The 16,658-nt window shown below is 73.0% G+C and carries 19 protein-coding genes; 13 read left to right on the top strand and 6 right to left on the bottom strand.

What is annotated here, in order from left to right:
• The first annotated feature begins 52 nt into the window (after positions 1–52).
• Together LHA35_RS21550 and LHA35_RS21545 are read left to right on the top strand one after the other, a co-directional pair.
• A complete protein-coding gene (locus tag LHA35_RS21550; RefSeq protein ID WP_226611886.1) occupies positions 53–988 on the top strand; it encodes an SPFH domain-containing protein in 936 nt (311 codons plus the stop codon).
• Positions 973–1,395 carry an NfeD family protein gene (locus LHA35_RS21545; protein WP_226611880.1) on the top strand — a complete coding sequence of 141 codons (423 nt, stop codon included), beginning with the start codon at positions 973–975 and terminating at the stop codon, positions 1,393–1,395. Before LHA35_RS21550 ends, LHA35_RS21545 begins: the two co-directional genes overlap by 16 nt.
• Before the next feature lie 79 nt (positions 1,396–1,474).
• Here LHA35_RS21545 and LHA35_RS21540 read toward each other — a convergent pair whose 3' ends face one another.
• A complete protein-coding gene (locus LHA35_RS21540; protein WP_226611879.1) occupies positions 1,475–1,729 on the bottom strand; it encodes a hypothetical protein in 255 nt (84 codons plus the stop codon).
• 290 nt (positions 1,730–2,019) lie between these two features.
• Between LHA35_RS21540 and LHA35_RS21535 the strand changes: the two genes are divergently transcribed.
• The 4 genes from LHA35_RS21535 to LHA35_RS21520 all read left to right on the top strand — a co-directional run bounded on the left by LHA35_RS21535 (position 2,020) and on the right by LHA35_RS21520 (position 4,478).
• Positions 2,020–2,337, top strand: a complete 318-nt coding sequence (locus LHA35_RS21535) for a hypothetical protein (protein ID WP_226611877.1) — start codon at positions 2,020–2,022, stop codon at positions 2,335–2,337.
• 150 nt (positions 2,338–2,487) lie between these two features.
• The gene (locus LHA35_RS21530; RefSeq protein ID WP_226611875.1) at positions 2,488–2,712 is read left to right on the top strand and encodes a hypothetical protein; all 225 of its coding nucleotides are present in this window, start codon (positions 2,488–2,490) and stop codon (positions 2,710–2,712) included.
• A gap of 165 nt (positions 2,713–2,877) precedes the next feature.
• Positions 2,878–3,849 carry a tripartite tricarboxylate transporter substrate binding protein gene (locus tag LHA35_RS21525; RefSeq protein ID WP_226611874.1) on the top strand — a complete coding sequence of 324 codons (972 nt, stop codon included), beginning with the start codon at positions 2,878–2,880 and terminating at the stop codon, positions 3,847–3,849.
• Between the two features lie 107 nt (positions 3,850–3,956).
• Positions 3,957–4,478 (top strand): hypothetical protein, encoded by a 522-nt coding sequence (locus LHA35_RS21520; protein WP_226611872.1) that lies wholly within the window; start codon positions 3,957–3,959, stop codon positions 4,476–4,478.
• Between the two features lie 93 nt (positions 4,479–4,571).
• Here LHA35_RS21520 and LHA35_RS21515 read toward each other — a convergent pair whose 3' ends face one another.
• The 4 genes from LHA35_RS21515 to LHA35_RS21500 all read right to left on the bottom strand — a co-directional run bounded on the left by LHA35_RS21515 (position 4,572) and on the right by LHA35_RS21500 (position 8,811).
• On the bottom strand, positions 4,572–5,615 hold the full coding sequence (locus LHA35_RS21515; RefSeq protein WP_226611870.1) for an LLM class flavin-dependent oxidoreductase: 1,044 nt from the start codon (positions 5,613–5,615) through the stop codon (positions 4,572–4,574).
• A gap of 236 nt (positions 5,616–5,851) precedes the next feature.
• Positions 5,852–7,165 carry a DUF445 domain-containing protein gene (locus LHA35_RS21510; RefSeq protein WP_226611868.1) on the bottom strand — a complete coding sequence of 438 codons (1,314 nt, stop codon included), beginning with the start codon at positions 7,163–7,165 and terminating at the stop codon, positions 5,852–5,854.
• A 217-nt stretch (positions 7,166–7,382) separates the two neighbouring features.
• Entirely contained in the window at positions 7,383–7,919 is a 537-nt protein-coding gene (ppa, locus tag LHA35_RS21505; protein WP_226611867.1) for an inorganic diphosphatase, read from the bottom strand.
• A gap of 115 nt (positions 7,920–8,034) precedes the next feature.
• Entirely contained in the window at positions 8,035–8,811 is a 777-nt protein-coding gene (locus tag LHA35_RS21500) for a meso-2,3-butanediol dehydrogenase (protein ID WP_226611865.1), read from the bottom strand.
• An 85-nt stretch (positions 8,812–8,896) separates the two neighbouring features.
• Between LHA35_RS21500 and LHA35_RS21495 the strand changes: the two genes are divergently transcribed.
• Both LHA35_RS21495 and LHA35_RS21490 read left to right on the top strand, forming a co-directional pair.
• Positions 8,897–9,928, top strand: coding sequence for a zinc-binding dehydrogenase (locus LHA35_RS21495; protein ID WP_226611863.1), 1,032 nt, complete (start codon positions 8,897–8,899; stop codon positions 9,926–9,928).
• A 28-nt stretch (positions 9,929–9,956) separates the two neighbouring features.
• A complete protein-coding gene (locus LHA35_RS21490) occupies positions 9,957–11,153 on the top strand; it encodes an ABC transporter substrate-binding protein (protein WP_226611862.1) in 1,197 nt (398 codons plus the stop codon).
• A gap of 157 nt (positions 11,154–11,310) precedes the next feature.
• Here LHA35_RS21490 and LHA35_RS21485 read toward each other — a convergent pair whose 3' ends face one another.
• Positions 11,311–11,565, bottom strand: a complete 255-nt coding sequence (locus tag LHA35_RS21485) for an Lrp/AsnC ligand binding domain-containing protein (RefSeq protein ID WP_226611860.1) — start codon at positions 11,563–11,565, stop codon at positions 11,311–11,313.
• Positions 11,566–11,766: 201 nt separating this feature from the next.
• Here LHA35_RS21485 and LHA35_RS21480 point away from each other — a divergent pair, with 201 nt between their 5' ends.
• The 5 genes from LHA35_RS21480 to LHA35_RS21460 all read left to right on the top strand — a co-directional run bounded on the left by LHA35_RS21480 (position 11,767) and on the right by LHA35_RS21460 (position 16,635).
• Entirely contained in the window at positions 11,767–12,855 is a 1,089-nt protein-coding gene (locus LHA35_RS21480; protein ID WP_226611858.1) for a methionine ABC transporter ATP-binding protein, read from the top strand.
• 2 nt (positions 12,856–12,857) lie between these two features.
• Positions 12,858–13,523, top strand: coding sequence for a methionine ABC transporter permease (locus LHA35_RS21475; protein ID WP_226611856.1), 666 nt, complete (start codon positions 12,858–12,860; stop codon positions 13,521–13,523).
• A 62-nt stretch (positions 13,524–13,585) separates the two neighbouring features.
• Entirely contained in the window at positions 13,586–14,392 is an 807-nt protein-coding gene (locus LHA35_RS21470; RefSeq protein ID WP_226611853.1) for a MetQ/NlpA family ABC transporter substrate-binding protein, read from the top strand.
• Positions 14,393–14,519: 127 nt separating this feature from the next.
• Positions 14,520–15,575: an ABC transporter ATP-binding protein gene (locus LHA35_RS21465; protein WP_226611851.1), complete on the top strand. Its 1,056-nt coding sequence runs from the start codon at positions 14,520–14,522 to the stop codon at positions 15,573–15,575.
• Positions 15,576–15,621: 46 nt separating this feature from the next.
• Positions 15,622–16,635, top strand: a complete 1,014-nt coding sequence (locus LHA35_RS21460) for an ABC transporter ATP-binding protein (RefSeq protein WP_226611850.1) — start codon at positions 15,622–15,624, stop codon at positions 16,633–16,635.
• Positions 16,636–16,658: the final 23 nt, after the last annotated feature.

The following is a 16,658-nucleotide window of genomic DNA, read 5'->3' as shown; positions in this document are numbered from 1 at the left end:
CGGCCGCACGGCGTGCTACCGAAGGGCGTAATGACCTGTCTGGGGGACCCGGATGACCGGCCTTGAGATCGTCCTGATCGTCCTGCTGCTGCTCGCGGTGGTGACCGCCGCGCGCGGCATCCGCACCGTGCCGCAGGGCGAGGTCTGGACGGTGGAGCGCTTCGGCGCCTTCACCCGCCTGCTGCAGCCCGGCCTCAACATCATCATCCCCTTCATCGACGCCGTCGGCCGTCGGCTGAACGTGCAGGAGGTGGTGCTGGACATTCCGGAACAGTCCGTGATCACCCGCGACAATGCCTCGGTCGCGGTGGACGGCATCGTCTATTACCGCGTCATGGACCCGGCCAAGGCGGCCTATGCGGTGCAGAACCTGCAGCAGGCGCTGACCGCGCTGACCATGACCAACATCCGCAGCGTGATCGGCGAGATGGACCTGGATTCGACCCTTTCGGGGCGGGAGAGGATCAACTCCTCCCTGCTGACGATCCTGGACGGCGCGACCGAGCCCTGGGGGGTGAAGGTCAGCCGGGTCGAACTGCGCAAGGTCGAGCCGCCGGAGAACCTGGTGCGTGCCATGAACCTGCAGATGACGGCCGAGCGCGAGCGCCGCGCGACCGTGGTGCGGGCGGAAGGCGAGAAGGCGGCGCTGATCCTGGCGGCCGAAGGGCGTCGCGAGGCGGCGATGCGCGATGCCGAGGCGAGGGAGCGACTGGCCCAGGCGGAGGCGGCGGCGACGCGCATGGTGAGCGAGGCGGCTTCCGGCGCCGGCGAGCAGGCGCTGCGCTACTTCATCTCCGAACGCTATGTGAAGGCCTTCGAGGCGCTGGGCACCAACCCGGCAAGCAAGCTGGTGGTGGTGCCCATGGAGTCCGCCGCGCTGGCGGGCGGGATCGTGCAGGCGCTGGAACTGCTGCGGCCCCCCGGCGGTGCGCCGCCGCCGCGGCCGGCCACGACCGTTCCGGGGAGCGGGCCGTGGAACCAGGGCTGATCTGGATCCTGGCCGGGCTGCTGCTGCTGGCGGCGGAACTCGCGCTGCCGGGCATCTTCCTGGTCTGGGTCGGGCTGGCGGCGATCGGCACCGGCATCGTCGTGCTGGCGGCGCTGCCGCCCTTCGAGGCGGTGGTGGCGGTCTTCATCGCCCTGCTCGCCGGCGGCATCACGCTGTCCTTGCGGCTGAAGGGCAGGCGGCCGCCGGTGCGGGTGAATACGCCGGATGCCGGGCTGGTCGGGCGGCACGGGATGCTGCTGCCCATGGACGGCGCGGAACTGCGGGTGCGCATCGGCGACAGCGACTGGCCGGCGCGGCTGCCGCGCGACGTGAAGGTGCCGGACGCGCCGATGCGGGTGCGGGTCGAGGGTGTGGAGGGGACGGTGCTGGTGGTGCGGCCGCTCTGAAACCCGGGCCGGGCGGCCGCCCGGCCCCGCGCAAACCGGGGGCTCCGCCCTTGCACAGAGCGGGCGACCCGCCCCTTTGTCAACCCGCCGGCCGTTCCTTCCTCGCCCGGCCCCGCAGCGGGAAGACATCCACCGGCCCGCCGAGATTGGCGCCGCTCTCGGAGAGATCCCCCGCCTGCGCCTCGCCGGGTGCGGTCGGGCTGTCGATGCTGCCGGTCGCCGGGTCCTCGCCCCGCTCCTGGCTCAGCGCGGGATGGGAGTGCTCGGTGCCGTGCCGGGCATCCTTCGGGGGCTGCGCGTTGCGCGCGTCATCATCGGAACGTCTGTCGCTCATGAAATCGGTCTTTCCCAGAGGCGAGGGCCAACGCCGCCCACTGCAGGGCGGTTGCGCGCGCCCCCACCCACAGCGGCCGGGGCCGGGGGCCCGAAGGCATGCCGAAGACGGTCATCGCGACCGCCAGCCTCGATCTGGCCGCGACAGCCGGGCCGAGTGGCGGGGAGGCGATGACGACAATGCCACCCAGCGGCCGACCGCGGACATCCTCCAGCACCTCGACAGCCTCCGCCGCGGCGAGGATACGGAGCGGGGTTGAACCCGGCCCCAGGGCGGGCAACATCAAGGCCATGGACACGCACCGGCGCCCCGGATCGCCATACCGGGACCCGACCATCCTGGACATGACGCCGGAGGGTGAGTTCCGCGACCCGCCGCCCCGCAGCGGGCTGGACCGCGCCCTCGGCAAGCTCGGCGGCCTGGCGCTGCTGGTCACGCTGGCGGCCGGCGGGCTGCTGCTGGTTGCGCTCGCCGTCGTCTTCATCGGGCTGCTGTTGCCAGTCGCGATCGGCGCAGGGCTGGTCGCCTTCGTCTCGCTCTGGTGGCGGATGCGGCGGCTGCGCCGCGCTGGCGGCCAGCCTGTCCGATTCGTCATCCTCCGGCGCTGAGCCCGGCCGCATGCCGGGCGGAGGTGCGGCCTGCCTACGCCTTTCGAGATCGACCCCAGGCGTCTCTATGACGTCGCGCCGGACGGCACACCCCGCACCGGCACGGAGGCGGGCCAGCCGCCGCAATGGCTGGATGCCCGCCACCGGCGGGTGCTGGGCTGGGTCGCCCTGGGCGCCGGCACGACCGGGGCGCTGGCGGGGCTGACCGTGCTGACCTTCGCCCTCGGCGCCCGCGTGGTCTCGGCCGGTTTCGCACTGGCGACCCTGGCAGCGACGCCGCTGGTCGGCGTCGGGCCGGCGCTCGACTGGTGGCGGCACCGCCGGCCGCACCGGCAGCGGCATACGACGCGGCCGGAGGATTTCCCCTCGGGATAGGATGGATCGCGGGCGGCCGGCCCCCAGGCCGGCGCGACATCCGCCGTAACCATTCCTCCACTGGGCTCCGCCCATGTCTGGGCAAGCCCTACGCTTCCTGTAGAGGAGGCTGCGGGCCGCGCCGTCGATTCCGGCGCGGCGAAAAGAGTCCGGGGAAGGAAAACCATGACCCATTGCATCGGGCGCCGGACGGCGCTCGGCCTGGCCGGCGCGGCACTGGCCGCGCCCGCGCTCCGCGCCCAGGGCACGGCGCCCCTCCGCATCATCGTCCCCTTTGCCGCCGGCGGCTCGACCGATGCCGTGGCCCGGCTGGCCTCGCCCGGCCTCACCCAGCGGCTCGGCCAGCCGGTGGTGGTCGAGAACCGCTCCGGCGCCGCCGGCGCGATCGGGACGGAGGCGGTGGCGAAGGCGGCACCGGACGGGCTGACCTGGCTGCTCACCTTCGACAGCCATGCGGTGCTGCCGGCGCTGCTGCCGAACCTGTCCTTCAACCTGATGCGCGACCTCGATCCGGTCATGCTGATCGGCGGCGCGCCCTATGTGATCGCGACCCGGCCGGACCGGCCCTACCGGACGCTCGCCGACCTGGTGGTGGCGGCGAAGGCGCGGCCGGAGGCGGTCTCCTACGGCTCCACCGGCAATGGCACGATCGGCCATCTCACGATGATGCTGCTGCAGTCCCGCACCGGCACGCGCATGCCGCACATCGCCTATCGCGGCGGCGGGCTGGCCGTGAACGACACCATCGCCGGCCATGTGGAGGTGATGATCGGCAGCGCAGCGCTGCTGGCGCCGCATATCGCCGGCGGGACGCTGCGCGCCATCGCGCAATTCGGCCCGGCGCGCCTGCCGGCGCTCGCCCAGGTCCAGGCAGCGGAGGAAGCGGGCTTCGCCGGCCTGCAGGCGGAGGCCTGGTGGGGCGTCTTCGCCCCGGCCGGCACGCCGGCGCCCCTGGTCGCGCGGATGAACGCGGCGCTGCGCGAGAGCCTCTCGGAGGAGCGGGCGCGGCGGCAGATGGAGGAGGCGCAGCAGGCCCGCCTCGTGCTCTCCGACCCGCCGGCCCTGCAGGCCTTCCTGGAGCGGCAGGTGGAGGTCTGGGGCGGGGTGGTGCGCGCCAACGGCATCCGCGCGGACTGACGGCAACGGCCCGCCGCCGGGGCGGCGACCCGGCCCGGCCTGCCCGTGGCCGGGCAACCGCCTCGCCGCGCGCGGCGTTCGCCGCCGGAGCGATGGAGGAGACGGCGATGCGGGCAGTCACGATCTTGGCGGCGCTGGCACTGACGGCGGGGCTGCCCGCCCTGGCCACGGCACAATCCGCCCGCGAGACCGCGCGGCAGACCCCGCCGCCGGCGACCGCGGCCGCCGCCGACCTGCAGGCCTATGCGCTGCTGCTGCAGGATGCCGAGGCGCGGCTCGCCCGCGCGCGGGAGGAGCATGCAGCCGGCCGGACCGAGAGCCAGACCGGCGCCTTCTCGCAGGAACGCATCAATCTGATGCAGACGGTCCGCAGCGCCTGGCAGGACATGCAGCGGGTGCCGGAGGGTTTCGCCGAGACGGTCGCCTATCAGGAGGCGCAGCGCCGCATGCGGCGGGATTTCAACCAGGTCGGCCCGGACCGCTCGCTCTCCAAGGAAAAGGCGGATGAGGCGGCGCGGGACGCGCTGCAGGTGCTCGCCGAACTGCGCGGGCATGTGGTCTCGGCGGCCGGCCAGGCCGGCGGCAGCATGCCGGCGCCGGCGGTGCAGGGCGGCGGGGCGAATCGCTGACCGCACGGGCGCCGGGGCGGCATAGGCCAAGGATGGGTGCGGCCGCATTCGGCCGCATTCCGGGTGTCCCGCCGCCCGGCCGCGCTCCGGCCCCTATGCCGCGGCGGCCGGCAGCGGCGCGGTGGTCAGGCCGAAGGCCTCGGCCAGCAGCCGGTAGCTGCGCTGGCGCGCCGCTGGATCGTGGCAGGGCGTCAGCACCGCCACCTCCTGCGTGCCATGCGCCGCCGCCAGCGCCTCCAGCTTCCCCTTCACCTGCTCCGGCGCGCCGACGATGGCGCGGGCGCGGAGGCGGTCGAGATGCGCCCGCTCCGCCTCGGTAAAGGGATAGGCCTCGGCCTCCTCGACCGAGGGAAGGGGCGGGAAGCGGCCGGTGTCACGGAACAGCCGCCAGAGTTCGCGCGACCTGTAGAGCCGCCAGGCCTCCGCCTCGGTGTCGGCAGTCAGGGCGAAGACGCCGAGCGCGCCATGCGGCGCCGCGAGGCGGCCGGGCTGGCCCGGATGCGGCCGGAAGCCCTCGCGGTACAGCCCCATGACCTGTTCGGAGCCGCGCTCCCCGATGAAATGCGCGAAGCAGTAGGGCAGGCCGAAATAGGCGGCGACCTGCGCGCCATAGTCGCTGGACCCGAGGATCCAGACCTCCGGCCGGGTCGGCACCTGCGGGTTGGCGGCGACCGCGCGGAAGGGATGGCCTTCCGGCAGGCCATCCCCCAGCCAGCCCAGCAGGTCCATGACTTGGTTCGGGAAGCGCTCGGCCGCCTCATTCGCATTCGGGTTCAGCGCAAAGGCGGTGCGCCCGTCGCTGCCCGGCGCCCGGCCGAGGCCGAGATCGATCCGGCCGGGCGCGATCGCCTCCGCCACCTTGAACTGCTCGGCGACCTTCAGGGCGGCGTAGTGCGGCAGCATGACGCCCGCCGTGCCGACGCGGATGCGCCGGGTGGTGGCGGCGATGGCGGCCACCAGCATCTCGGGCGCCGAGCCGGCATGGGCGCCGCTGTTATGGTGTTCGGCCAGCCAGTAGCGGCCATAGCCCCACTCATCCGCCAGCCGGGCGAGGACGAGGGTTTCCCGGATAGCCTCGTCCGCGCCGCGGCCCGAGGCGATGGTGGACTGGTCGAGGATGGCGAGGCCGAGGGTCATGCGCCAAGTGTAGCCACGCCGCCCCGGCCGGGAAGGGGGCGGCCGCGCCTCGGCCGGTTGCCGCCCGGGATGTCCCGACTTCCCGGTGGACGGACCCTGGTCCCCCCGCAGCAGCGGCACGGGCGATGCACCAGCCGGCGATGGTCGGGGCGTGGGTCCGCCGCGGGGGCGGGGCCCAGGCCGCAGGGCCGGCTGCGGCGCGACGGGGAGCATCCCTGCCCAGCGCCCGCCCGGGCTCAGAACGCCACCCGGCCGAACAGCGCGGTGAGCACGGCGAACAGCACCCCGCCGACCAGGAAGCCGACCAGGGTGCCGTTCATCCGGACATACTGAAGGTCGCGCCCGACCCGCAGCTCGATCTTCTCCGTCACCTGCGCGGTGTCCCAGCCCGCGACCACCTGGGCGATGAAGCCCGCGAGTTGCATCCGCGCCGCCGGCATCAGGCGCACCAGCACCCGCTGCACCGCGAGGTTCAGCCGCTCCCGCGCCCTCGGATCCTCGGCCAGCAGCGTGCCGGCATTGGCGAAGGCGCCCTCCAGCAGGGTCACCGTCCGGCCCTGCGGATTGGCCGCATCGGCCTCCAGCGCCGCCCGGAGCCGGCCCCAGACATCGCCGAGCCAGGCGGCGACGGTCGGGTGCGCCATCGCCTTGCGCATGGCCCGGCCGAGCGCCGCGGCCCGCTCCGGGTCGGTCTCCAGCCGCTCCACCTCCGTCCGGATCCACTGCTCGAAGGCGCGGCGCAGGTCGCTGTCATCGGCCTCCATCCGGGCCAGCTCGGCATTCACCCCGGCCAGCGCCCGCCGGGCGACGGCGGCGCCGAGTGCCCAGCCGACCAGGCGGCCGCCTTCCTCCCGCACCCGGGCCTCGATGGCGGCGCGGAGCTGGTCCTCCTTCTCCACCAGCAGGCGGCGGAGCTCGGTGATCGCCAGGTCGAACACCTCCTGGTGCTTGCCGCCCTCCATCAGGCTGCGCAGCGCGCGCGCGACGATGCGGGCGCCGCCCGGGCCGCCCGCCAGCCGCGGCAGCAGCCGCCCGATCAGCCGCCGCGCGCGGCCATCCTCCAGGCTCGCCAGCAGCCGGGGGAGGGAGGCGGCGATCGCCTCTGCCGCCGGCCGGGCGGTCGCCGGATCAGCCATGAAGCTGCGCACGATGCCGGCCAGGTCCAGCCGGCTGAGCACCCGCGCCACCTCGGCCTCGGTGAAGACGTGGTTGGCGACGAAGCGGCCGAGGCCCTGGCCAAGCCTCTCCTTCTGCTTCGGGATGATGGCGGTGTGCGGGATGGGCAGGCCGAGCGGCCGGCGGAACAGCGCCGTCACCGCGAACCAGTCGGCGATGCCGCCGACCACGCCGGCCTTGGACGCCGCCTGCAGCAGATCGGTCCAGTAGCCCGGGGGCAGGGCGTAGCTGCCGACGGTCAGCCCGGCCATCCCGGCCAGCAGGCCGGTGGCGATGGCGCGGTGCCGGGCGAGGGCGGCGCGCAGCGGGGCGTCGGGATCGGGCAGGCTGGCCTGGCGGTCCGCCTGGCCGGCGGGCGGGGGGAAGACTGTCATCGGCGGCCCAGATGGGGTGGCGCGGCGCCGGCCGGGAGGGCGCCACGATTGCATGCCCGGTTTCCGAGAGCCCTGGCGAGGCCCGGCAGGGGGCCGCGGCGCCCCGCGCGGAGCGGGGCGTCGGGCGGCGGTATCCCGCCTGTCCCGACGGCCTGCCTGTCGGGCCAGGCGGGCCCCTGCCCTCCGCCGCCCGGGGCGGCGGAGGGTGGGGGGAAGGTCAGCCCTTCGCCTTCTTCGCGCGCTCGATCGCCTCGACGATCATGCGCTTGGCCTCGGCGGCGTCGCCCCAGCCCGCGACCTTCACCCACTTGCCGGGCTCGAGGTCCTTGTAGTGCTCGAAGAAGTGCTGGATCTGGTCGAGGGTGATCTGCGGCAGGTCCGAGTAGTTCGTGACCTTCTCGTAGCGCCGCGTCAGCTTCGGCACCGGCACGGCGATGATCTTCTCGTCGCCGCCGCCGTCATCCTCCATCCGCAGCACGCCCACGGGACGGACCGCGATCACCGCGCCGGGCACAATCGGGCGGGTATTGGCGATCAGCACGTCGATCGGGTCGCCATCCTCGCTCAGCGTGTGCGGGACGAAGCCGTAATTCCCGGGATAGCGCATCGGCGTATAGAGGAAACGGTCGACGATCAGCGTGCCCGCCTCCTTGTCCATCTCGTACTTGATGGGCTCGCCCCCGATGGCGACCTCGACGATGACGTTGACGTCCTCGGGCGGGTTCTTGCCGATGGGGATGGCGTCGATACGCATTTGTCTCTCCAGATGATGCGCCGTGCGGGCGAGCGGCCGGGCCGCGGGGCTCCATGTCGCAGTGCAACATAACAGCCCCGCGCCGGGTGACGAACCCCCTCCTTTGGGGGCAGGGCTACAGCAGGTCGAGGAAATTGGGCTGCCCGGTGGCGGCGGTAATGCCACCATCCACGGCCAGCGTCACGCCGGTGATGTAGGAGGCGTCCTCGGAGGCGAGGAAGGCGATGGCGGCCGCCATCTCCTCCGGCCGCCCTGGCCGGCGCATGGGAATCCGGCGGTCGTACTCGGCCATGATGTCGGGCCGGTCGGTGAATTTCGTCGTCAGCGGCGTCGCGGTCAGCCCCGGGCAGACGGCGTTCACCCGCACGCCGTCCCGCGCATGGTCGATCGCCATGTTCCGCGTCAGGTTCACCACCCCGCCCTTGGCCGCGTTGTAGGCGGCGAAGCCGTAATCGCCGCGCAGCCCGCTGATCGAGGCGGTGTTGACGATGCAGCCCTGCCGCGCCTTGAGGTGCGGCATCGCCGCCCGGCTGCCGAAGAAGACGCTGTCGAGGCAGACCGCCTGCACGCGGCGCCAGTTCTCTGTCGTCAGTTCCTCGACGCGGGCGAAGCTGCCGAAGCCGGCATTGTTCACCAGCACGTCGAGCCGGCCGAAATGCGTGGCGACCTCGGCAATGAGGGAGTTCACTGCAGCCTCATCGGTAACGTCGCACTCCACCGCATGCAGCCGCGGGCCGGCATTCAGCGCCTCCACCTGCGCCGCCAGCGCCTCGGCCCGCAGATCGGCGATGCAGACCGCGGCGCCATCCGCGAGGAAGCGCACCGCCGCCGCCGCGCCGATGCCGGAACCGCCGCCGGTGACGAGCACCACCTTCTCCGAGAAACGGGCCATCTCCCTTCCTCCCCCATCCTTGACCGCCGGCTTGCGGTGCCGGCGGCCGGAAGCCTAGCTTGCTATCGAAGGAAGGAAACGTCCCATGCGCGCCGCCGTTTTCGAAGGCATCGGGCGCCCGCTTGCGCTGCGTGCCCTGCCGGAGCCCGAGGCCGGCCCCGGCGACCTGCTGCTGCAGGTGGCCCTCTGCGGCATCTGCGGCAGCGACCTGCATGCGACCGAGGTGCCGGACTACCGGCTGCAGCCCGGCACGGTGCTGGGCCATGAATTCGCCGGCACGGTCATCGCCTCCGGCGATCCGGCCTTCCGCCCCGGCGACCGCATCGCCGGCATTCCCTTCGCCCCCTGCGCCGAATGCGAGCCCTTCGGCGAGTGCCGGAAGGGCCTGGCGGCGGTCTGCCCGGGCATCACCGGCCTCGGCTTCTCCCCCGCCGCGCCGGGCGGCTATGCGGAGCGCGTGCGCATCCGCGCCAGCCAGGCGCTCCGCCTGCCGGAGGACGTCGGCTTCGCCGAGGGTGCGCTGCTGGAGCCGCTGGCGGTCGGCGCGCATGCCGTCGTCATGGCGGAGATGCCGCCCGGCGCCCGCGTGCTGGTGACGGGGGCGGGCCCGATCGGGCTTGCCGTCGCGGTCCTGGCGCGGCTCGGCGGGGCCGGCGCGGTGGTGGTGAGCGAGCCGGGGGCGGCGCGCCGGCTCCGGGCGGCGCAACTCGGCGCGACGGCGGTGCTCGACCCCGGGGCGGCGCCGCTGGCCGAAGCCTTCGCCGAAGCGGCGGGCGGTCCGCCCGACCTCATCTTCGAATGCGTCGGCGTGCCCGGGATGCTGCAGCGCATGATCGAGCTGGCACCGCCGCGCGGGCGCATCGTCGTGGTCGGCGTCTGCATGGAGGAGGACCGCCTCCGCCCCCGCATGGCCATCCGCAAGGAGCTCAGCCTCCGCTTCGTCCTCGCCTATGCCCGCGCCGATTTCGCCCGCGTGCTGCGGCATCTGGCGGCGGGGGAGATCCGCGCGGCGGATTTCGTCACCGAGGTCATCGGCCTGGAGGCGCTCCCCGGAGCCTTCGAGTCGCTGCGCCGGCCGGGCAGCCAGGTGAAGGTGCTGGTCGAGCCCGCGCGCTGAGGATGCGAGACAGGGGAGGGAAGGGACCATGCAAAGACGCACCGCCTTGCTGGCCGGCGCCGCCGCGCTCGCCGCGCCGCGCCTCGCCCGGGCGCAGGAGGCGCCAGGGGTGACCGCGACGGAGATCCGCTTCGGCGGCACCACCGCGCTCTCCGGCCCGGTCTCCGCCCTCGGCGTGCAGTGCCGCGCCGTGGAGGGCGTCTGCCGCATGGTCAACGAGGCGGGCGGCATTGCCGGCCGGAAGCTCACCTACATCCTCTATGACGACGGCTTCAGCCCGCCCAAGACGCTGGAGCAGGTGCGGCGGCTGGTGGAGCAGGATCGCGTCGCCTTCCTGTTCAACATGCTGGGGACCGCGCCCAACAACGCCGTGGTGCGCTATGTCAACCAGCGCAAGGTGCCGCACCTCTTCCTCTCGGTGAACGGCGACAAATGGGGCGACTACCAGGCCAATCCCTGGACCATGGGCTTCGCGCCCTCCGCCCGGACGGAGGCGCAGGTCTTCGCCCGCCATGCGCTGGCCGGAAAGCCGGATGCGCGCTTCGCGCTGCTGTACCAGAACGATGATTTCGGCCGGGACTATGTCCATGGCCTGCGCGACGTGCTGGGCGTGGCGTATGAGAGCCGCGTCCGCGCCGCCTCCTACGAGGTGACGGACCCGACGGTGGACAGCCAGCTCATCGCGCTGCAGGGCGCCGATGTGCTGGTCTCCGGCGTCACGACGAAATTCGCCGCCATGGCGATCCGCAAGCTGCATGAGCTGGGCTGGCGGGCGCCCCACTACATCCCGAGCGGCGCGAGTTCCGTCGCCGGCGTCATCACCCCGGCGGGCGTCGAACGCGCCATCGGCACGCTCTCCTCGGCCTATCTCAAGGACCCGAACGACCAGGCCTGGGCCGGGGATGCCGGCATGGCGGAGTACCGCGCCTTCATGGCGCGCTGGCTGCCGGAGGCCGACACCACCGACATCTACTACACCTATGGCTATACCGTCGCGCTCGCGCTGATGCAGGTGCTGCGGCAATGCGACGGCCATTTCAGCCGCGAGCGGATCATGCGGGAGGCGGCGAACCTGCGTGGCCTGGGGATTCCGACGCTGCTGCCCGGCATCCGCGTCGATACCTCGCCCACCGACTACCGGCCATTGCAGCAGTTGCAGCTCATCCGCTGGGACGGGCGGATGTGGCAGCGCTTCGGCGAGGTGATCGATGGGGCCGTCAGCTGAGCGGGCGCCCGCCCCGCCATGTCCGGCGCCGCGATCATCGGGGGCGCGGCGACGCGCCCCCGGCGGCCCGGCCTCCGGTTGGGCGCGCAGGCCGGTCCGGCGGCATTTGCCCGGCCGCATCACCCTTCCGGGCGTTCGCGCCCCGCCGCGGCCCGCTCTATCCCTTCGCCCCCGAGAAGGCGTTGAAGGTCTGCAGCGTGTAGGTGTCCTTCACCCCGGGCACGGTCTGCAGCGTCTCCACGACGAAGAGCCCGATATCCTGGTCCGGCTCCAGGTAGAACTTCCCCATCAGGTCATACTGGCCGGAGATGGAGTGCATCTCGGACAGCGCCTCGACCGTGTCCGCCATCTGGCGCGCCACGCGATAGGCCTGGCCCATCTCGCATTTGATCATCACGAAGATCGCCCGCATGGGCCGAACCCCCTTCCGCAGTAAAGGCAGGAGCCTGCACCGGGACGGGGCGGCGGGAAAGCGCCCGGCAGCCCTGCCGTCCTTGCGCGGCTGTCATGCGGAGAAATAAATTATCAACGACACCTGGTCGTGCGAAGGCGGCGCCGTATCGGATGCCGTGCCGGGAAACCGCCGGGCCGGCATCCCGCTTCCGGATTGCGCATGATGCTCGACCAGCCAGGACCAGACCTGCCGGTGGCGGCGGGGAGGGTGCCACCCGCCATCCGCCTGACCGGCCTCCGCCGCCATTTCCGCGGCGCGCCGGCGCCGGCCCTCGACGGCATCTCGCTCGAGGTCGCGCCGGGCGAGGTCTTCGGTGTCATCGGCCGCTCCGGCGCGGGCAAGTCCACCCTCATCCGTTGCGTGAACCTGCTGGAACGACCGGATGCGGGCCGGGTCGAGGTGCTCGGCGGCGACCTGACCGCCGAGGGCGAGGCCGGGCTGCGCACGGCACGGCGCGGCATCGGCATGGTCTTCCAGCACTTCAACCTGCTGGCCTCGCGCACCGTTGCCGGCAACATCGCCTTCCCGCTGGAGGTCGCGGGCGTGCCGCGGGCCGAGCGCGAGGCGCGCGTCGCCGAATTGCTGCCGCTGGTGGGCCTGGCCGAGAAGCGCGATGCCTGGCCGGCGCAACTCTCGGGCGGGCAGAAGCAGCGGGTCGGCATCGCCCGCGCCCTGGCCTCCGCGCCCTCGATCCTGCTCTGCGACGAGGCGACCTCGGCGCTCGACCCGGAGACCACGACGGAGATCCTCGGGCTGCTCGCCGATCTGCGGTCGCGGCTCCGGCTGACCGTGCTGCTCATCACGCATGAGATGGCGGTGGTGAAGGCGCTCTGCGACCGGGTCGCGGTGCTGGAGGCGGGGCGGGTGATCGAGCAGGGGCCGGTCTTCGATGTCTTCACCCGGCCGCGTGCCGCCACCACCCGCCGCTTCGTCGCCGAGGTGATCGGCCATGACGTGCCGCCCGGCACGCTCGCCGCGCTGCCCGCGCCCGGCCCGGGCGAGGCGCGCCGGCTGCTGCGCGTGCTCTTCGCCGGGCCGCACAGCACCCGCGCGGTGGTGAGCGAGGCGTCGCGCCGCTTCGCGCTCGACCTCAACATCGTCGCCGGCCGGATCGATGCCATCGGCGCGCGGCCCTTCGGCATCATGGCGCTGGCCGCCTATGGCGTGCCGGAGGCGGTGGAGGCGGCCATCCTCTGGATGCGCGGCCTCGGCCTCACGGTGGACGAGCTTGCCTGGGAGGAGGGCTGACCATGCTGCCCTGGCTCACGCCCATGCTCGAGGACCTGCTGGTCGAGGCGGCGCTCGAGACCCTGGTCATGGTGGGTGGCGCCGCCGCCATCGCGGTGCTGTTCGGCCTGCCGCTGGCGCTGCTGCTGCACGCGACCGCGCCGGGTGGCCTGGCGCCGAGCGCCGCGCTGAACCGGCCGCTCGGCCTCGTCGTCAATGCTGTGCGCTCAACGCCCTTCATCATCCTGATGGTGGCGATCGTGCCCTTCACGCGGCTGGTCGCCGGCACCTCCATCGGCACCGGCGCCGCCATCGTCCCGCTGGCCCTGGCGGCGACGGCCTTCATCGCGCGTCTCTTCGAGAATGCCCTGCGCGAGGTGGACCGGGGCGTGGTGGAGGCGGCGCGCGCCATGGGCGCGAGCCGGCTGCAGATCGTGCTGAAGGTCCTGGTGCCGGAGGCGCTGCCGGGGCTGCTGGCCGCCATCACCGTCACCCTGGTCTCGCTGGTCGGCTATTCCGCCATGGCGGGCGCGGTGGGCGGCGGCGGCCTCGGCGATCTCGGCATCCGCTTCGGCTACCAGCGCTTCATGCCGGAGGTGATGGCGACCGTCGTCCTGATCCTCATTCTCTTCGTCCAGGGGCTGCAATCCCTGGGCGACTGGCTGGTGCGGCGGCTCCGCCGCCGCTGACCGGCAGGCCTGACTTCATCTCGAGAGCGCGAACCGCTGAGGTTCGCCGAGGGAGACCCCGCATGATCCAGCTGACCCGCCGCGCCGGCCTTGCCGCCGCGCTCCTCCTCCCTGCCGCCGCCCGCGCCCAGGCGGCGATCGGCACCGCGGCCCGGCCGCTGCGGGTCGGCGTGAGCAGCGGCGTCCATGCCCAGGTGCTGGAGAAGGTAAAGGAGGTCGTCGCGCGCGACGGCCTGGTGCTGCGCATCACCGAGTTCGGCGACTTCATCCAGCCCAACGCGGCGCTGGCCGCCGGCGAGCTGGACGCCAACACCTACCAGCACCTGCCCTTCCTGGAGGCGCAGAAGGCGCAGCGCGGCTATGATTTCGTGCCCGTGGGCCGCACCGTGCTGACGCTGCTGGCGGTCTTCTCCCGCAAGCACAGCTCCCTCAACGCGCTGCCGCAGGGCGCCCGCATCGCCATCCCCAACGACCCGACCAATGGCGGCCGCGCTCTGCTGCTGCTGGCCAAGGGCGGGGTGATCGGGCTGCGCCCCGGCGTCGATTACCGCGCGACCATCGCGGACATCACCGCCAATCCGAAGCGGGTACGGATCGTCGAGCTGGAGGCGGCGCAGATCGCCCGCAGCCTGGAGGATGTCGATGCCGCGGCCGTCACCGGCAACTACGCCGTGCCGGCCGGGCTGAACCCGCTGAAGGATGGGCTGGTCGCGGAGGGTGCAGACAGTGTCTATTCCGTCCTTGTGGTGGTCCGCCGGGCCGATGCGGAGGCGCCATGGGCCAGGGCGCTGGCCGCGGGATACGCGCATCCCGAGGTGAAGGCCTTCGTTGAGGCGAGCTTCGGCGGCGCGGTGATCCCCACCGCCTGACGACAGGGCGCGCGGGCGCGGCTGCACAATATCGGGGCAGCGTGACCGGATCGGGGCAGCGGGAGTGGGGTCGACTCGCCCCGCCACCCGCCATCACCCTGGCACGCGGCTTGCTGCTCGCTCCTCCATGAGCATCGCGCAGAGCACCCAAGAGGATCGCGGCGGCCCCGCCCAGCCCCTGCTGATCGTCCAGGACCTGAAGAAGCATTTCCCGATCAAGGGCGGCATGTTCGGCGCCACGGTGGCGACCGTCCGGGCGGTGGACGGCGTCTCCTTCGCCGTCCGCAAGGGCGAGACGCTCGGCATCGTCGGCGAGAGCGGCTGCGGCAAATCCACCACCGCCCGGCTGCTGATGCGGCTGATGGACCCCGATGCGGGCTCCCTGGTCTTCGATGGGGAGGGCGTCGGGCAGAGCACCCAGACCGGCGGCCTAGCCCTCAAGGAATACCGCCGCCAGGTGCAGATGGTCTTCCAGGACAGCTACGCCTCGCTCAACCCCCGCCTGCCGATCGAGGACAGCATCGCCTTCGCCCCCAAGGTGCATGGCGTGCCGGATGCCGAGGCACGGTCCCGGGCGCGCGACCTGCTGGCGGCGGTCGGGCTCGCGCCGGCGACCTTCGCCCGCCGCTACCCGCATGAGCTCTCCGGCGGCCAGCGCCAGCGCGTGAACATCGCGCGCGCCCTGGCCCTGCAGCCGCGGCTGGTGCTGCTGGACGAGCCGGTCTCCGCCCTCGACAAGTCGGTCGAGGCGCAGGTGCTGAACCTGTTGGTGGACCTGAAGGAGAAATTCGGCCTCACCTATGTCTTCATCAGCCACGACCTGAACGTGGTGCAGTACATCTCGGACCGCGTGCTGGTGATGTATCTGGGCGAGGTGGCGGAGATGGGCCCGGTGGACGCGATCTATGATCGCCCGGCGCATCCCTACACCCAGGCGCTGCTGGCCAGCCGGCCTTCCATGGATCCCGGCAAGCGCCGGATGGAGCCGCCGCTGACCGGCGACCCGCCCAACCCGATCAACCCGCCCTCCGGCTGCCGCTTCCGCACGCGCTGCCCCTTCGCCGAGGCGGTCTGCGCCGATCGCAAGCCGGTCGCGGCCGATCTCGGGGGCGGGCATCTGGCCGCCTGCCACATGGCGGCGCCCGGCAGCGGGCATAGCAGGGCGGGGAGGCTGGCGGCATGAGCATCATGCGAGGAGCAGGCGTGAGCGTCCTGCGAGGAGCGCGCCGATGAGTGAAGTCCTGGAGCGCCCGGCGGTGAGCGAAACCCCCGTCACGCCGTTGGTGAAGATGCGGGATGTCGGCGTGACATTCGTCACGCGCGACCGCACCGTGCATGCGGTGAACGGGGTCGATATCGACCTCGCCGCCGGCGAGGTGCTGTGCATCCTCGGCGAGTCCGGCTCCGGCAAGTCCGTCACCATGCGCGCGCTGATGCGGCTGCTGCCCAAATTCGCCAGGGTCTCGGGCAGCATCGAGGTCGCCGGCCGCGACGTCATGGCGATGGACGAAGGCAAGCTGCAGGATTTCCGCGGCGGCGACGTGGCGATGATCTTCCAGGAGCCGATGACCGCCCTGGACCCGGTCTTCACCATCGGCCGGCAGATCGCCGAGACGGTGCAGCGGCATGAGGGCGTCTCCCGCGCCGCGGCCGATGCGCGGGCGCTGGAACTGCTGGAACTGGTGCAGATCCCCTCGGCCAAGCGCCGGCTGGCCGCCTATCCGCATGAGCTCTCGGGCGGTCTCCGCCAGCGCGCCATGATCGCCGTGGCGCTGGCCTGCCGGCCGAAGCTGCTGCTGGCGGATGAGCCGACCACGGCGCTGGATGCCACGGTGCAGATCCAGGTGCTGCTGCTGCTGCGCAGGCTGCAGGAGCAGCTCGGCATGGGCGTGATCTTCGTCACCCACGACCTGGGCGTGGCCGGTGAGATCGCCGACCGGGTCGCGGTGATGTATGCCGGCAAGGTGGTGGAGGGGGGGCCGGTCGGCGCGCTGATGCAGGGGCCGCTCCACCCCTATCCGCGCGGGCTGCTGGGCGCGACGGTGCATCCCGGCATGCGCGGCAAGCGGCTGACCACCATCCCTGGCGCGCCGCCGAGCCTGGAGACGGCGCCGACCACCTGTCCCTTCGCCCCCCGCTGCCCGGAGGCCGAGCCGGCCTGCCTGGAGGAGCAGGGGCCGGCGCCGCGTCGCCCGGTGCCGGGGCGGATGGCCCGCTGCGTCAGGGTGCCCGCGGCAGGGTGATTCCAGCCCTCCCCGCCGGCCGC

Source organism: Roseicella aerolata, assembly GCF_020523605.1.
Taxonomy (GTDB): Bacteria; Pseudomonadota; Alphaproteobacteria; order Acetobacterales; family Acetobacteraceae; genus Paracraurococcus; species Paracraurococcus aerolatus.
The sequence above is the reverse complement of the archived record's forward strand: the minus strand, read 5'-3'. Positions and strand labels throughout refer to the sequence as shown.

Bases quoted from the DNA above. Each gene is read 5' to 3' on its own strand.
- LHA35_RS21495 (WP_226611863.1), top strand. From the start codon at position 8,897: ATGCGCGCCGCCGTTTTCGAAGGCATCGGGCGCCCGCTTGCGCTGCGT.
- ppa (WP_226611867.1), bottom strand. From the start codon at position 7,919: ATGCGTATCGACGCCATCCCCATCGGCAAGAACCCGCCCGAGGACGTC.
- LHA35_RS21460 (WP_226611850.1), top strand. From the start codon at position 15,622: ATGAGTGAAGTCCTGGAGCGCCCGGCGGTGAGCGAAACCCCCGTCACG.
- LHA35_RS21510 (WP_226611868.1), bottom strand. From the start codon at position 7,165: ATGACAGTCTTCCCCCCGCCCGCCGGCCAGGCGGACCGCCAGGCCAGC.
- LHA35_RS21470 (WP_226611853.1), top strand. From the start codon at position 13,586: ATGATCCAGCTGACCCGCCGCGCCGGCCTTGCCGCCGCGCTCCTCCTC.
- LHA35_RS21515 (WP_226611870.1), bottom strand. From the start codon at position 5,615: ATGACCCTCGGCCTCGCCATCCTCGACCAGTCCACCATCGCCTCGGGC.
- LHA35_RS21540 (WP_226611879.1), bottom strand. From the start codon at position 1,729: ATGAGCGACAGACGTTCCGATGATGACGCGCGCAACGCGCAGCCCCCG.
- LHA35_RS21475 (WP_226611856.1), top strand. From the start codon at position 12,858: ATGCTGCCCTGGCTCACGCCCATGCTCGAGGACCTGCTGGTCGAGGCG.
- LHA35_RS21465 (WP_226611851.1), top strand. From the start codon at position 14,520: ATGAGCATCGCGCAGAGCACCCAAGAGGATCGCGGCGGCCCCGCCCAG.
- LHA35_RS21500 (WP_226611865.1), bottom strand. From the start codon at position 8,811: ATGGCCCGTTTCTCGGAGAAGGTGGTGCTCGTCACCGGCGGCGGTTCC.
- LHA35_RS21525 (WP_226611874.1), top strand. From the start codon at position 2,878: ATGACCCATTGCATCGGGCGCCGGACGGCGCTCGGCCTGGCCGGCGCG.
- LHA35_RS21535 (WP_226611877.1), top strand. From the start codon at position 2,020: ATGGACACGCACCGGCGCCCCGGATCGCCATACCGGGACCCGACCATC.
- LHA35_RS21485 (WP_226611860.1), bottom strand. From the start codon at position 11,565: ATGCGGGCGATCTTCGTGATGATCAAATGCGAGATGGGCCAGGCCTAT.
- LHA35_RS21490 (WP_226611862.1), top strand. From the start codon at position 9,957: ATGCAAAGACGCACCGCCTTGCTGGCCGGCGCCGCCGCGCTCGCCGCG.
- LHA35_RS21520 (WP_226611872.1), top strand. From the start codon at position 3,957: ATGCGGGCAGTCACGATCTTGGCGGCGCTGGCACTGACGGCGGGGCTG.
- LHA35_RS21550 (WP_226611886.1), top strand. From the start codon at position 53: ATGACCGGCCTTGAGATCGTCCTGATCGTCCTGCTGCTGCTCGCGGTG.
- LHA35_RS21480 (WP_226611858.1), top strand. From the start codon at position 11,767: ATGATGCTCGACCAGCCAGGACCAGACCTGCCGGTGGCGGCGGGGAGG.